Source organism: Halosimplex litoreum (genome assembly GCF_016065055.1).
GTDB lineage: Archaea > Halobacteriota > Halobacteria > Halobacteriales > Haloarculaceae > Halosimplex > Halosimplex litoreum.
On sequence record NZ_CP065856.1, the window covers coordinates 3,268,167 to 3,281,206 of the forward strand.

General features: G+C 69.2%; 18 protein-coding genes and 2 tRNA genes. 17 read left to right on the forward strand and 3 right to left on the reverse strand.

The window, feature by feature from the left end; translation table 11 throughout:
• Window positions 1-74 precede the first annotated feature (74 nt).
• Entirely contained in the window at window positions 75-797 is a 723-nt protein-coding gene (locus I7X12_RS16210) for an Ntn hydrolase family protein (RefSeq protein ID WP_198061080.1), read from the forward strand.
• Window positions 797-1,555 (forward strand): archaeal proteasome endopeptidase complex subunit alpha, encoded by a 759-nt coding sequence (locus I7X12_RS16215; protein ID WP_198061081.1) that lies wholly within the window; start codon window positions 797-799, stop codon window positions 1,553-1,555. Before I7X12_RS16210 ends, I7X12_RS16215 begins: the two co-directional genes overlap by 1 nt.
• Window positions 1,556-1,585: 30 nt before the next feature.
• Here I7X12_RS16215 and I7X12_RS16220 read toward each other — a convergent pair whose 3' ends face one another.
• Window positions 1,586-2,713 (reverse strand): ArsR/SmtB family transcription factor, encoded by a 1,128-nt coding sequence (locus I7X12_RS16220; RefSeq protein ID WP_198061082.1) that lies wholly within the window; start codon window positions 2,711-2,713, stop codon window positions 1,586-1,588.
• Between the two features lie 128 nt (window positions 2,714-2,841).
• On the opposite strand from I7X12_RS16220, the gene moaA reads away from it, so the two are divergent.
• A complete protein-coding gene (gene moaA, locus I7X12_RS16225; protein ID WP_198061083.1) occupies window positions 2,842-3,918 on the forward strand; it encodes a GTP 3',8-cyclase MoaA in 1,077 nt (358 codons plus the stop codon).
• Between the two features lie 59 nt (window positions 3,919-3,977).
• On the opposite strand, the gene I7X12_RS16230 is transcribed toward moaA, so the two are convergent.
• A complete protein-coding gene (locus I7X12_RS16230) occupies window positions 3,978-4,526 on the reverse strand; it encodes an NUDIX domain-containing protein (RefSeq protein ID WP_198061084.1) in 549 nt (182 codons plus the stop codon).
• Between the two features lie 92 nt (window positions 4,527-4,618).
• Entirely contained in the window at window positions 4,619-4,906 is a 288-nt protein-coding gene (locus I7X12_RS16235) for a hypothetical protein (protein ID WP_198061085.1), read from the reverse strand.
• A 232-nt stretch (window positions 4,907-5,138) separates the two neighbouring features.
• Here I7X12_RS16235 and I7X12_RS16240 point away from each other — a divergent pair.
• The 14 genes from I7X12_RS16240 (at window position 5,139) to I7X12_RS16305 (ending at window position 12,987) form a co-directional block, all read left to right on the forward strand.
• Window positions 5,139-5,223: transfer RNA gene (locus tag I7X12_RS16240), tRNA-Ser, on the forward strand.
• Between the two features lie 22 nt (window positions 5,224-5,245).
• Window positions 5,246-5,767 (forward strand): 30S ribosomal protein S13, encoded by a 522-nt coding sequence (locus I7X12_RS16245; protein WP_198061086.1) that lies wholly within the window; start codon window positions 5,246-5,248, stop codon window positions 5,765-5,767.
• Entirely contained in the window at window positions 5,767-6,285 is a 519-nt protein-coding gene (locus tag I7X12_RS16250; protein ID WP_198061087.1) for a 30S ribosomal protein S4, read from the forward strand. The genes I7X12_RS16245 and I7X12_RS16250 overlap by 1 nt, the downstream gene beginning before the upstream one ends.
• 1 nt (window position 6,286) lies before the next feature.
• Window positions 6,287-6,676: a 30S ribosomal protein S11 gene (locus tag I7X12_RS16255; RefSeq protein WP_006883726.1), complete on the forward strand. Its 390-nt coding sequence runs from the start codon at window positions 6,287-6,289 to the stop codon at window positions 6,674-6,676.
• 2 nt (window positions 6,677-6,678) lie between these two features.
• A complete protein-coding gene (locus I7X12_RS16260; RefSeq protein WP_198061088.1) occupies window positions 6,679-7,446 on the forward strand; it encodes a DNA-directed RNA polymerase subunit D in 768 nt (255 codons plus the stop codon).
• Window positions 7,447-7,623: 177 nt separating this feature from the next.
• Window positions 7,624-7,708, forward strand: a tRNA-Leu gene (locus I7X12_RS16265).
• An 18-nt stretch (window positions 7,709-7,726) separates the two neighbouring features.
• Entirely contained in the window at window positions 7,727-8,077 is a 351-nt protein-coding gene (locus tag I7X12_RS16270; protein ID WP_006883728.1) for a 50S ribosomal protein L18e, read from the forward strand.
• A complete protein-coding gene (locus tag I7X12_RS16275; RefSeq protein ID WP_198061089.1) occupies window positions 8,074-8,511 on the forward strand; it encodes a 50S ribosomal protein L13 in 438 nt (145 codons plus the stop codon). Before I7X12_RS16270 ends, I7X12_RS16275 begins: the two co-directional genes overlap by 4 nt.
• Complete coding sequence (locus tag I7X12_RS16280) at window positions 8,505-8,903, forward strand: 30S ribosomal protein S9 (protein WP_198061090.1); 399 nt, start codon at window positions 8,505-8,507, stop codon at window positions 8,901-8,903. The genes I7X12_RS16275 and I7X12_RS16280 overlap by 7 nt, the downstream gene beginning before the upstream one ends.
• A 7-nt stretch (window positions 8,904-8,910) precedes the next feature.
• Window positions 8,911-9,111 carry a DNA-directed RNA polymerase subunit N gene (locus tag I7X12_RS16285; RefSeq protein WP_198061091.1) on the forward strand — a complete coding sequence of 67 codons (201 nt, stop codon included), beginning with the start codon at window positions 8,911-8,913 and terminating at the stop codon, window positions 9,109-9,111.
• Window positions 9,108-9,284, forward strand: a complete 177-nt coding sequence (locus I7X12_RS16290) for a DNA-directed RNA polymerase subunit K (protein WP_006883732.1) — start codon at window positions 9,108-9,110, stop codon at window positions 9,282-9,284. Before I7X12_RS16285 ends, I7X12_RS16290 begins: the two co-directional genes overlap by 4 nt.
• Window positions 9,281-10,486, forward strand: a complete 1,206-nt coding sequence (eno, locus tag I7X12_RS16295; RefSeq protein WP_198061092.1) for a phosphopyruvate hydratase — start codon at window positions 9,281-9,283, stop codon at window positions 10,484-10,486. The genes I7X12_RS16290 and eno overlap by 4 nt, the downstream gene beginning before the upstream one ends.
• Window positions 10,483-11,271: a 30S ribosomal protein S2 gene (rpsB, locus tag I7X12_RS16300; RefSeq protein WP_198061093.1), complete on the forward strand. Its 789-nt coding sequence runs from the start codon at window positions 10,483-10,485 to the stop codon at window positions 11,269-11,271. The genes eno and rpsB overlap by 4 nt, the downstream gene beginning before the upstream one ends.
• Window positions 11,272-11,376: 105 nt before the next feature.
• Window positions 11,377-12,987 (forward strand): molybdopterin-dependent oxidoreductase, encoded by a 1,611-nt coding sequence (locus tag I7X12_RS16305; RefSeq protein WP_198061094.1) that lies wholly within the window; start codon window positions 11,377-11,379, stop codon window positions 12,985-12,987.
• Window positions 12,988-13,040: the final 53 nt, after the last annotated feature.

The window sequence follows — 13,040 nt, forward strand, 5'->3', positions numbered from 1 at the left end:
TATATCAGTCATATTCCATTGCTAAATTATTCTTTAGCTAATATATATCCGCACCCGACCCTGACACCCTGGCGATGACGTTATCCGACTTCGGTCTCGCGGACGGCGGCCGACTCCACGAACTGTCGCACGACCACCTCTCGAAAACCGAACAGATCGACCACGACGCACCCACGTTCGATACGGGGACGACGATCGTCGCGATCGCTGCGGACGACGGGGTGGTGATGGCCGCGGACCAACGGGCGAGTCTCGGCGGGCGGTTCACCACGAACAAGAACGCCGAGAAGATCTCGCGGGTCCACCCGACGGCCGCGCTGGCGATCTCGGGGTCGGTCGGTCCGGCCCAGATCCTGAGTCGGTCGTTGCGGGCCGAGACCACTCTCTACGAGTCCCGACGAGAGAAACCGATGAGCATGCGCGCCCTCTCTCGGACCGCGGGCCATCTCGTGCGCGGGTTGCCGGTCGCGCCGATCCTCGCCGGCGTCGACGCCGAGGGCGGACACGTCTACGAACTCGACGGCGGCGGGAGCGTGATGGCGACCGACTACGCCGCGGGCGGGAGCGGGATGCAGGTGGCCTACGGCGTGCTCGAACGGCGGTTCGACCCCGGGGCTACGCTCGACGAGGCGACCGAAGCGGCTGTCGACGCGGTCGAAGCGGCGAGCGAGCGTGACACCGCCAGCGGCAACGGCGTGACGGTGGCGACGATCACGGGCGCGGGGGTCGAAATCCGAGGGATCGACGACGGTCGAGACGCGCCGAGCCGCGACTTCACGGGGGAGGAGGTGGCCTGATGCAGTCGAACGACCAGCAGGCGTACGACCGCGGCGTGACGGTCTTCTCGCCGGACGGTCGGCTATATCAAGTCGAGTACGCACGCGAGGCGGTCGAGCGCGGCAGTCCCGCGGTCGGCGTCGCGACCGACCACGCGGTGGTGTTCGCCGCTCACGTCAGCCCGCGGTCGCCGTTGATGGAGCCCGATAGCATCGAGAAAGTCCACGACCTGAACGGACGGCTCGGGGTGGCCACCGCGGGGCACGTCGCCGACGCGCGGCGGCTCGTCGACTTCGGGCGGCAGTTCGCCCAGCGCGAGCGCCTACGCTACGGGGAGGCCCCGGGTGTAGAACCGCTCTCGAAGGCCGTCGCCGACCGGATCCAGGAGTTCACCCAGACCGGTGGAACACGACCGTTCGGGGCCGCGCTGCTGGTGGGCGGCGTTCCGGAGGCGATCCCGGCGGTCGAGGGAGGCGCAGATCCCGACCCGCGGCTCTACGAGATCGACCCCTCGGGAACGCCCACCGAGTGGCGCGCGACCGCGGTCGGCCGCGGGAGCGACGCCGTCCGCGACCACCTCGAAGCCGAGTACTCGACGGGGCTGGACACCGGTGCGGGCGTCTCGCTCGCGCTCACCGCGCTGGCCGAGAGCACCGGGGAGTCGCCGACCGCCGAAGAGATCGACGTGGCCGTACTGGACGGGGACGGTTTCGACGCGCTCGACCGCGACCGACGGGCGACCGCGCTGGCCGACGCAGGACTCGACGCGGCATCGTGACGGGCGTCGCCACGCGTCGGCGGGGATCCGTCAGGACTCGGCGGTCCCCGACTCCGCGGCGTCGTTCGCGTGCACGCCCTCGGTGTCGTCCGTCGACACCGCCGCCGAGTCGCTGTCGGCGTTCGCGTCGACGGGTCCCCCGTCGTCGGCTGGTTTGCTCGCCGTCGGTCCGTCGTCGTGGGACTCCCGGCGGTGGTCGACGACCCGTCCGTCGCCGGCGACGTAGCAGACGAGGTCGTCCCCGTCGAGGCGGACGCTGACGACGATACACCACGGGTCGCGAGAGACGACTCGCTCGCGCCACTCGCTGCCGACGTTCCAGATAGGGCGGTCGCGCACGTCGCTGTCGTGGTCGTGATAGAAGGCGACGACCGCCGGGTGGTCGAGCAGTGTCAGTGCGATCGGGCAGCGCAGGTCGGCGCCGCAGGTCTCACAGCCGTAGACCGCCTGGACCGGGACGTACTCGTCGTTCCCCCGTCGCTCATCGGATACCCGTTCGTCGCGCTGGTCCCCCTCGCTGTCGCAGCCGGCGACTGGTTCGATCCGGGTCGAGACGGGTCCGGCGCACTCGGGGCAGACGCCCTCGCCGAACGAGTCGATGCGTCGGCGGTGGTGGGCGTCGATGGCGTCGGCGAACTCGTCTGAACCGCGGTCGGCGTAGCCGCCCGGGGGGAGCGAGAGTCGAAGGACGGTTCCATCGCAGCGCTCGCAGCCGACCTCGGTGACGTTGTCCGCGACGGCGGCGACGAGCCCGTCGTCGTCACAGAGCGGACACGGCTCGGTCAGGTCGACGGGGTCGCGGTCGACGCTCGCGGTGTACGTGTCGGCGGCGACGGCGCGGGCGACCGAGCGGCCGGCGTCGGTCAACTCGTAGCGCTCGTCCGCCCGCTGGCGGACGAACCGGTCGGTGAGCTGGCGGAGGTGGTAGGCGAACCCGGCGGAGGTGTCAGCGTCGGTGGCCTCGACGAGCTCGGAGAACGCGCGAGGCGACGCCGCGTCGAGCGCGCGGACGACGGCCAGCCGCGTCTCCCCGCCCAGGGCCCCGAACGCGTCGCTCGGTGCGGGGGCATCGGGATCCTCGGCGTCGCTCGCGGTGGCGTCGGCGGAGCCGCGGTCCGGCGCTCCGCACCCGTCCTCGTCTCGCCGGCCGTGGGACATGACACGGTCGTGCGTGCCACGGCCGTTTCAACCTGTCGCCGGGCGTGATCCCCGTGCCGGCCCAGACGGCTGTGCAGAAACCTTGCAACTGGCACCGGCCTTATTACCGCCGGGCCGAAAGAGGAGATATGCTCGCGGACGAGTTCGGTCGGGAAGTATCGGGCGTGCGCGTCTCGCTCACCGACCGATGCAACTTCGACTGCGTCTACTGCCACAACGAGGGGCTGGGCGACACCCGCGGCCCGATGGCGCCCCGCGAGCACGAGATGAGTACCGACGACGTGGTCCGCTTTCTGGAGGTCGTCGCCGAATTCGGCGTCGACTCGGTGAAGTTCACCGGCGGCGAACCGCTCCTGCGCGACGACGTAGCGGAGATCGTCGCCCGCACGCCCGAGACGATGGAGGTCTCGCTGACCACGAACGGGACGATGCTGCCGGGTCGAGCGGCGGATCTGGTCGACGCCGGGGTCGAACGGGTCAATATCTCTCAGGACGCCCTCGATCGGGAGACGTTCAAGCAGGTGACCCAGGCGGGCGCGTACGACGCGGTGATGGACGGCGTCGACGCGGCGCTGTCGGCGGGGCTCGCGCCGGTGAAGCTCAACATGGTCGTCTTCGAGCAGACCGCGGGGTACGTCCCCGAGATGGTCGAGCACGTCGCCGCGAACGAGGGGCTGCGCCTGCAGCTCATCGAGTACATGCCGGAGATCGCCGGCCACCCCGAGTGGGCGGTCGACATCGATCGGGTCCACGACTGGCTCGCCGAGCAGGCCGACCACGTCGAGCGTCGCGAGATGCACGACCGCAAACGGTACTGGATCGCGCGAGACGGCGTCGACGGCGACGCGATCGCCGACGACGGTGCGGTCGACGAGTCGAAGGCCGGGATGGTCGAAATCGTCGACCCCGTGGAGAACCGGACCTTCTGCGCGAACTGTCATCGCGTGCGCGTCACGCACGAAGGGTACCTGAAGGGCTGTCTCAATCGCAACGACGACCTGCGGCCGATGGGCGAGATGACCCGCGCAGGGATCCGCGAGACCTTCCGCGAGACGGTCGCGAACCGCGTCCCCTACTACGGGGAGTACATGATCGAGGAGGACGGTGAGTGGGTCGTCAACGAGAGATATCTGGACGACCCGCCGGCCGGCGGGGCCGACGCGTACCCGACCGTCGACGAGACGCCCGCCGAGACCGACGACTGATGATCGTCGCAGCCGTACTCGCCGGTGCGGCGACCGCGCTGACGGTCGTCCTCGTCTGATCAGCCGAGTTCGGCCAGCGTCTTCGTAACGATTTCTTCGACGTCGGTGGTCCCGTACCGCTCGCGAGTGGTTTCGTGCATGCGTTCGTCGGCCCCATTCCACGACTCGGCGGTCCAGAAGCGGGCGTCTTGCGCGTCGGTCCCGGCGTCGAGCTCGCCACGGGTGTCCGCCCGGTGGACGGCGTACTCGAAGCCGACCATGTGCTTGCCGTCGGCGACCCAGGTCCCGCGGCCGGCGACTAGCGTCAGGTCGTCGCGGTCGACGCGGAGTCCGGTCTCCTCTTCGAGTTCGCGCGCGGCCGCGTGGTCGGGGTCCTCTCCCCAGTCGACGTGGCCAGCTGGCGTGCCCCACTGGCCCGCCGACGGGCCGACGGCGCGCTGGATCAGCAACAGGTGCTCGTCGTCGACGACGGTGACGGACGCGCCGGGGGTCGGGCTGTGGAAGACGTACCGCTCGCAGTCGTCACAGACGGACGCGCCGGGTGCGAGGTCGGAATCGCGGAGCTCCTGGCCGCAGTACCCGCAGTAGTCGGGCGCGAAGTTGGTCATCGATCGGCGGTCGGCCGCCCGGCTGTTAACGCCTGCGTCGATTCGATCGTGAGGGTCCCACGGGACGGCGGGCGGGGGGGTACCGCGCTCCCTCAGGGCCGCCGGAACGTGTAGGTGACGCCGTCGCGCTCGACGCGGAGTTCGCCGGCGTCGTAGTCGAAGACGAGGCGCTCGGCGACACCCGAAAACTCGTGGAGGGGCATCCCGGTCTCGACCCGGCCGCCGGGATGGACCGTGACGTGGGTCGTCCCGCGAAAATCGGCGACGAGCGACCCGTCGTCGCGCTCGGAGACGGCGCTCGGCCCGGCGAAGCGTTCGAGGGCGCGTCTGACGGCCTCGCCGTCGGCCGGGTCGACGGATTCGGTGTCGGAGTCGGCCATATCGACACGACGGCCCGGACGGGCAAAGCGGTGACGGAGGGTCAGGTGAGCGTCGCCGTCGGCCGGTGGGCCGAGGGCCGTGCCACCGATCCCCGCGATGGATTCACTCCGTGATGTTTAAATAGAGGCCGGGAGGTAATTCAGGTACGCTCGTGCAGGGGCACCGGGTCCCGAGTCCGACGCGACGGTTCGCGTGAGGGCGCTAGTATACAACCGCACGCTGCAAGTGCGTGTCGTGGTAGCCAAGCCTGGCCCAAGGCGCAGGGTTGCTAACTCTGTGGCGTACAGCCTCCGGGGTTCGAATCCCCGCCACGACGCTCACACCCGAATCACAGACACATGAGTGCAGAAGACCAAGACCCGGACGAGGAAGAGGAGGACATCCGCTACTTCGTCCGAATCGGCCAGACCGACCTCGACGGCACGAAGTCCGTCGAGCGGTCGCTCACCGACATGAACGGTATCGGCCATCGCGCGGCCCGCATCATCGCCGAGGAGGCCGGCATCGACCGCCGGGCTGTCTTCGGCAAACTCGACGAGGAGGACATCGACGAGATCGTCGCCCTCGTGGAGGGCTTCGCCGAGGAGGCGCCCGAGTGGCTCGTCAACCACCGGAACGACTTCTTCGCCGGCGACAGCACCCACGAGACGGGGACCGACCTCGAGATGTCCCGCCGTCAGGACATCAATCGCATGAAGATGATCGACTCCTACAAGGGCGTCCGGCACAAGCGCGGACAGAAGGTCCGCGGTCAGCGCACCAAGTCCACCGGTCGCTCCGAGGGCACCATCGGCGTCAACGTCGAGGCCATCAAAGAAGAGCAGGCCGAGGCGGCCGAAGCCGAGGGGGATGACGAATAATGGCGCTCGGTAGCAACACCAAGTTCTACGAGACGCCCAACCACCCCTACCAGGGCGAGCGCATCAGCGAGGAGTCCGCCCTGCTCGGCCAGTACGGCCTCAAGAACAAGGAGGAGCTGTGGCGCGCCCAGTCCGAGCTGCGCGCCTACCGTCGGGAGGCCCGGAAGCTGCTGGGCCAGACCGAGACCGAGGGCGCCGCCAGGGAGACCGAGGAGTTCCTCGCTCGCCTGAAGCGCATCGGCGTCCTCGACGAGACGGACTCGCTGGACGACATCCTGTCGCTGGACGTGACGGACATCCTCGAACGGCGGCTGCAGACGGTCGTCTACCGGAAGGGGCTGGCCAACACGACGAGCCAGGCCCGCCAGTTCGTCTCCCACGGTCACGTCACCGTCGAGGGCCAGCGCGTTACCCGCCCCTCGAAGAAGGTCGACGTGAGCGAGGAAGGCGCCGTCGAGTTCGATTCGACGAGCCCGCTGACGGACGAACTCCACCCCGAACGCGCGGAGGACCAATAACATGAGCGAGACCCAGGACGACAAGTGGGGTATCGCCCACGTGCACGCATCGTTCAACAACACGATCATCACGATCACCGACGAGACGGGCGCCGAGACGCTCGCCAAGTCCTCGGGCGGGACCGTCGTCAAGCAGAACCGCGACGAGGCCTCGCCGTACGCCGCCATGCAGATGGCCGAGGTCGTCGCCGAGGAAGTCCGAGCGCAGGGCGTCGAAGGAGTTCACGTCCGCGTTCGCGGTCCGGGTGGGAACCAGCAGACCAACCCCGGTCCGGGCGCACAGGCGACCATCCGCGCGCTGGCGCGAGCCGGCCTGGAGATCGGTCGCATCGAGGACGTGACCCCGATCCCGCACGACGGCACCCGCGGTCCCAAGAACGCAGGATTCTAACCATGGAGGACTACGAGGTCGAGTTCGTCGAACGCGGCGACCGGGAAGCGCGATTCCTGGTGCGGGGGATCACCCCCGCGTTCGCCAACGGCATCCGTCGCGCGATGGTCGCGGACGTGCCCACCTTCTCCATCGACGAGCTTCGCGTCGTGGAGAACTCCAGTGTGATGTTCGACGAGCAGATCGGGCTTCGACTCGGGCTGGTCCCGCTGACCACGCCCGAGGGCGAGTTCGAGATCGGCGACGAAGTGACGCTGGCGCTCGACGTAGAGGGGCCGAGCCGCGAGGAGACGACCGAGACGGTGACGGCCTACTCGGGCGACATCGTCTCCAGCGACGAGATGGTCCGACCCGCCAACGACGACATCCCGATCATCGACCTCAAGGCCGGCCAGCGCCTCGAAGCCGAGGCAGACGCCGTGCTCGACCGGGGTCGAGACCACGCAAAACACCAGGGCGGCGTGGCGGTCGGCTATCGCCACCTCCAGCGCGTCGAGGTCGTCGGTGACAAAGGCGAGTTCGCCGACGAGGAACCGCACATCATCCGCGGCGTGATCGAGGAGGACGGCGAGCTGGTCCACACCGACGAGTTCGGCAACGACCTGACACAGCGCTACCCCGGCAAAGAGATCGAAGTCGAGGACGTGTCCAACGCCTTCGTCTTCCACGTCGAGACCGACGGGTCGCTGACGGTCGACGAACTCGTGACCCGGGCGGTCGGGTCGCTGCGCGACCGCGCGGACGAACTGCGACAGTCGATCCAACTGTAACGATGCACGACACCCCTCGAACCAACGGCGTTCGCATCCGGTCGTCGGGCGGCAGTTCCGACGACCACGAGCGCCCCGCTCGTCCGGCTGGAAACGCGCGGACGGCGGACCGATCGGGCGCTGTGGGCGCCGCGATCGAAAGCGGTTTGAGGGGTGCGGTGAAACAGACGGTTGCGAGCAGGGATAGCCAAGTCAGGCCAACGGCGCAGCGTTCAGGGCGCTGTCCCGTAGGGGTCCGCAGGTTCAAATCCTGCTCCCTGCACTTTTCTAGGAGAAACGTATGAGCAAGAGCAATCCGAGACTCAGTAGCCTCATCGCTGACCTCAAGACGACCGCCCGCAACTCGGGCGGCGACGTCTGGGGCGACGTGGCCGAGCGCTTAGAGAGTCCGCGGCGCACCCACGCGGAAGTCAACCTGGGTCGCATCGAGCGATACGCCCAGGAAGACGAGACCGTGGTCGTGCCCGGCAAGGTACTCGGCAGTGGCGTCCTGCAGAAGGACGTGACCGTCGCCGCGGTCGACTTCTCCGGCACCGCCGAGAAGAAGATCGACCAGGTCGGCGAGGCGGCACCGCTAGAACAGGTACTCGAGAACAACCCCGAGGGATCGAACGTGCGGGTGATCCGATGAGCCTCGCCGAGTTCGAGGCCGACGTGGTCGTCGACGCACGTGACTGCATCCTCGGTCGCGTCGCCTCACAGGTGGCCGAGCGAGCGATGGACGGCGAGCGCGTCGCGGTGGTCAACGCCGAGGCGGCGGTCATCACCGGGAGCGAAGACGACGTGATCGGCACGTTCGAGACGCGCCGGGAGCTGGGCTCCGACCAGGGGCCGGCCTACCCGAAGCGACCGGACGGCATCCTCAAGCGGTCGATCCGCGGCATGGTGCCCTACAAGACGACGCGCGGTCGCGACGCGTTCGAGAACGTCCGCGTCTACGTGGGCAACCCCTACGACGACGACGGCGAGGTGCTCGAGGGCACCTCGCTGGACCGACTGTCGAACATCAAGTTCGTCTCGCTCGGCGAGATCAGCGAGGCGCTGGGAGCCAACAACACATGGTAACGAACACTTCGGGAAAGAAGAAGACGGCCGTGGCCCGCGCGACGATCCGCGAGGGCGAGGGTCGCGTGCGTATCAACGCACAGCCAGTCGAGTTGACCGAGCCGGAGCTGGCCCAGCTGAAGATGCTCGAACCGTTCCGCCTGGCCGACGACGACCTCCGCGAGGGCGTCGACGTCGAGGTGGACGTGCAGGGTGGCGGCGTGATGGGGCAGGCCGACGCGGCCCGCACCGCCATCGCCCGCGGGCTGGTCCAGCACACCAACGACGCCGAGCTGCGCGACGCCTTCATGGAGTTCGACCGGTCGCTGCTGGTCAACGACGTACGCCAGAGCGAGTCCAAGAAGTGGGGCGGCCCCGGCGCACGGGCCCGCTACCAGAAGTCCTACCGGTGATCTCGCCATGATGGTCCCGGTCCGGTGTTTCACGTGCGGCAACGTCGTCGGCGAACACTGGGAGGAGTTCAAGGCTCGCACCCGCGAAGCCGAGGAGCCCGAGGACCCGGAGAAGGTCCTCGACGACCTGGGCGTCGAACGGCACTGCTGCCGGCGGATGCTCGTCTCGCACAAGGACCTAGTCGACATCGTCGCACCCTACCAATGAGCCAATCGTACAACCGCTACGAGAAAGCCCGCATCATCGGCGCGCGAGCGCTGCAGGTAGCCTACGGGGCGCCCGTGCTCGTCGACACCGAGCAGACCCAGCCCATCCTGATCGCCGCCGAGGAGTACGACTCCGGTGCACTGCCGTTCACCGTCCGTCGGGGTGAGCGATGACGCTCGTCACCGACGTGCGGCTGCGCCGCGTGCTCGACTCGCGGGGCAACGCCACCGTCGAGGCCGACGTGCTGACCGAGGAGGGCGGCTTCGGTCGCGCAGCCGCACCGAGCGGCGCCTCCACCGGCGAGTACGAGGCCATCGAGCTGCCGGCCGCCGAGGCCATCGCGAAGGCTCGCGAGGACGCGATCCCCCGACTCGTCGGGGAAGTCCACGCGGGCAACCAGCGCGAGGTCGACGCGGCGCTGGCTGCCGCCGACGGCACCGACGACTTCTCGGGTATCGGCGCCAACAGCGCGGTCGCCATCTCGATGGCCGCCGCGAAGGCCGGTGCCAGCGTGACCGGCGCCCCCCTCTACCAGCACCTCGGTGGGACCTTCCGCGGGAACACGTTCCCGATCCCGCTGGGCAACATCGTCGGCGGGGGCGAACACGCCGCCGACGCGACGGACATCCAGGAGTTCCTCGCGGCGCCCGTCGGGGCGCCCTCCGTGTCGGAGGCGATCTTCGCCAACGCCGCGGTCCACGGGAAAGTCCACGACATCCTCGTGGACCGTGACGAGCCCGCGGGCAAGGGCGACGAGGGCGCGTGGGCACCGTCGATCGACGACGCCGAGGCCTTCGAGATCGTCGACGAGGCGACCACGGCCGTCGCCGACGAGGTCGGCTTCGAGATCCGCTTCGGCCTGGACGTGGCCGCCGCGGAGATGTACGACGAGGACGAGGGCGGCTACGTCTACTCCGACACGGTGCGCTCCACCGAGGAGCAGGTCGAGTACATCGCCGACCTCGTTCGCGAGTACGACCTGAAGTACGTCGAGGACCCCCTCGACGAGGACGACTACGAGGGCTTCGCGGACCTGACCGAGCAGGTCGGCGACCGGACCCTGGTCTGTGGCGACGACCTGTTCGTGACCAACACCGACCGGCTGGGCGACGGTATCCAGCAGGGTGCGGCCAACAGCATCCTGATCAAGCCCAACCAGATCGGGACGCTGTCGGACGCGTTCGACGCCATCGAGCTGGCCGTCGAGAACGCCTACGGCCACGTGGTCTCACATCGGAGCGGCGAGACCGAGGACGCCACCATCGCACACCTCGCAGTCGCGACGGACGCGCCGTTCATCAAGACGGGCGCGGTCGCGGGCGAGCGCACTGCCAAGCTGAACGAACTCATCCGAATCGAGGACAACGCAGTATGAGCGGAAACGAAAACGAAGGTCTCGACGCCAGCGAGTCCGACGTCGACCCCGAGGTCGACGAGGAGACCGCGGCGGCCGAGACAGAGACTGAGGAACCGGCCACTGGGGCCGACGAGCGGGTCGCCGACGAGGCGGCCGACGAGGAGCCGGCCGAGGAGGCCGACGAGGGGCCCGCCCTCGACGAGGACGTCATGCCCGACGACGAGGCAGACCTCCTCATCCCCGTCGAGGACTACCTGGCCGCGGGTGTCCACATCGGTACCCAGCAGAAGACCAAGGACATGGAGCGGTTCATCCACCGCGTCCGCACCGACGGGCTGTACGTGCTCGACGTGAGCATGACGGACACCCGTATCCGGACCGCGGCGGACTTCCTGGCCAACTACGACCCCGAGCAGATCCTCGTGGCGTCGTCGCGCCAGTACGGCCGCTTCCCCGCCGAGAAGTTCGCCGACGCCGTGGGCGCCCGCGCCCGCACCGGCCGCTTCATCCCGGGGACGCTGACCAACCCCGACTACGAGGGCTACATCGAGCCCGACGTCGTAGTCGTCACCGACCCCATCGGTGACGCCCAGGCCGTCAAGGAGGCCATCACCGTCGGCATCCCGGTCATCGCGATGTGCGACTCCAACAACCAGACATCCAACGTCGACCTGGTCGTCCCAACCAACAACAAGGGGCGCAAGGCCCTGTCGGTCGTCTACTGGCTACTCGCCAACGAGACGCTCGATCAGCGCGGCGCAGAGCCGTCCTACGGTCTCGACGACTTCGAGACCGAGATTTAACGGTCGCCGTTCGACTTCCGCATTGTTTTCACTGACTCTGTAGCGACTGCGTCGAGTCGACGCATCCGCACAAAGTATTACCGCCGTGAGTACTGAGAGCGGGGCATGGACGGACGGGAACGCGCCGTGTTCGGGTGGGCGGCCACCGCGGTCGTGTGGCTGGTCGGGATCCTCGCGGCAGCGCCGCTGGTCGGCGGCCACCCGCTGGCGGTGGCCGCGCAGGCCGTCATCGAGGCGTCGCCCGGCGCGGTCGCGACGCTGGCCATCGAGACGCTGGGTGCGGCCGCACAGCCGGCGTTGATGGCCGGGATCGCGATCGCGGCGGTGGCCGCCGCGGCCGGGATAGCCGCCTTCGCGGAGGGGTACGGGACCACTCGGACGCAGGAACGTCGTCTCGTCACCGCGGTTTCGATACTCGTGGTCGTCCTGACGGCGGCGGGTTTCCGGGCGGCGGGCGACGGCGTTTTCTGGCGGTGGACAGCGGCGACGGCGCTGGCGCTGTTGCCTCCGGGGCTCCTCCGGATCGTCGGTGACCGGCACCGCCCAAGCGTGGGGCGGCGCCGGACGCTCCGGAACCTCGGCGGCGCGGTCGGGCTGGCGGCGGGCGGCGCTCTCGCGGCCCGGAGTCTCGGCCGCCCGGGGACCTCCGGCGACGGCCCCCAACCCGGCGAGTCGCTCGACGCGGTCGCCGAGAAGCGCGAGGAGGGGACGACGACGCCGGACTCCGGGCGGACGGCGACGCCCTCGGAGAACGGCGAGGTGCTCGAATCGCGCAGTACCACCGAGAACGTCGTCGTCTCGGTCGCCGAGGCCGACGCCGACCCGTCCTTCGGCTACGGCTTCGCGGGGATGCCGGCGGCGGTCGGGACGGCGGCCGACCACTACGTCGTCGACAAGAACGTCTCGAACCCGAGCGTCGACGCCGAGCGCTGGTCGCTGTCGGTTCGCGGCGCGGTTCAGGAGTCGTACGAACTCTCCTTCTCGGACGTGGTCACCCACCCCGAGGCCCGTGACATAACGGTCACGACGGCGTGTATCTCCAACTCCGTGGGTGGCGACCTGATCAGCACCGCCGAGTGGCGGGCGGTGCCGGTCCGTGCGTTGCTGGAGGAAGCGGGCGTCCCCGACGCCGCCGAGGACGTGGTGACGCTGGCGGCGGACGGCTACACGGAAGCGATCCCGTGGGACGCGGTGCGCGACCGCGAAGACATCGTCCTCGCCGTCGGGATGGACGGCCGGACGCTGCCCAAAGAACACGGGTTCCCGGCGCGGCTGCTGATACCCGGCCGTTACGGGATGAAATCGACGAAGTGGGTCGAGGCGATCGAGGTCAGCGCCGGCGAACACGAGGGCTACTGGGAGGCTCGCGGCTGGGTCGAGGAGGCCGTCGTCAACACGCTGTCGTACGTTCGGGGAGTCCAGCGCCGGGGGGACCGCGTGGCGGTCGGCGGGGTCGCCTACGGCGGTCGACGCGGGATCGACCGCGTCGAGGTGAGCTTCGACGGCGGCGACACGTGGGCCGACGCCGACCTCGAAGCCCCGCCGTCGCCCCACGCCTGGCGGCGCTTTCGTCACGTCGCCGAACTGCCGGACTCGGGACCGAAGGACGTGGTCGTCCGAGCCACCGACGGGACTGGCAGCCTGCAGACGAGCGAGCAGACGGGGGCCCACCCCGGCGGCTCGACGGGCTGGCACTCCGTGACCGTCTCGCTGTAGGCGGCCGTCCCGAGTCGCCGCGGACCAAGCCCGTCGGACCGAGTGCCACTTTT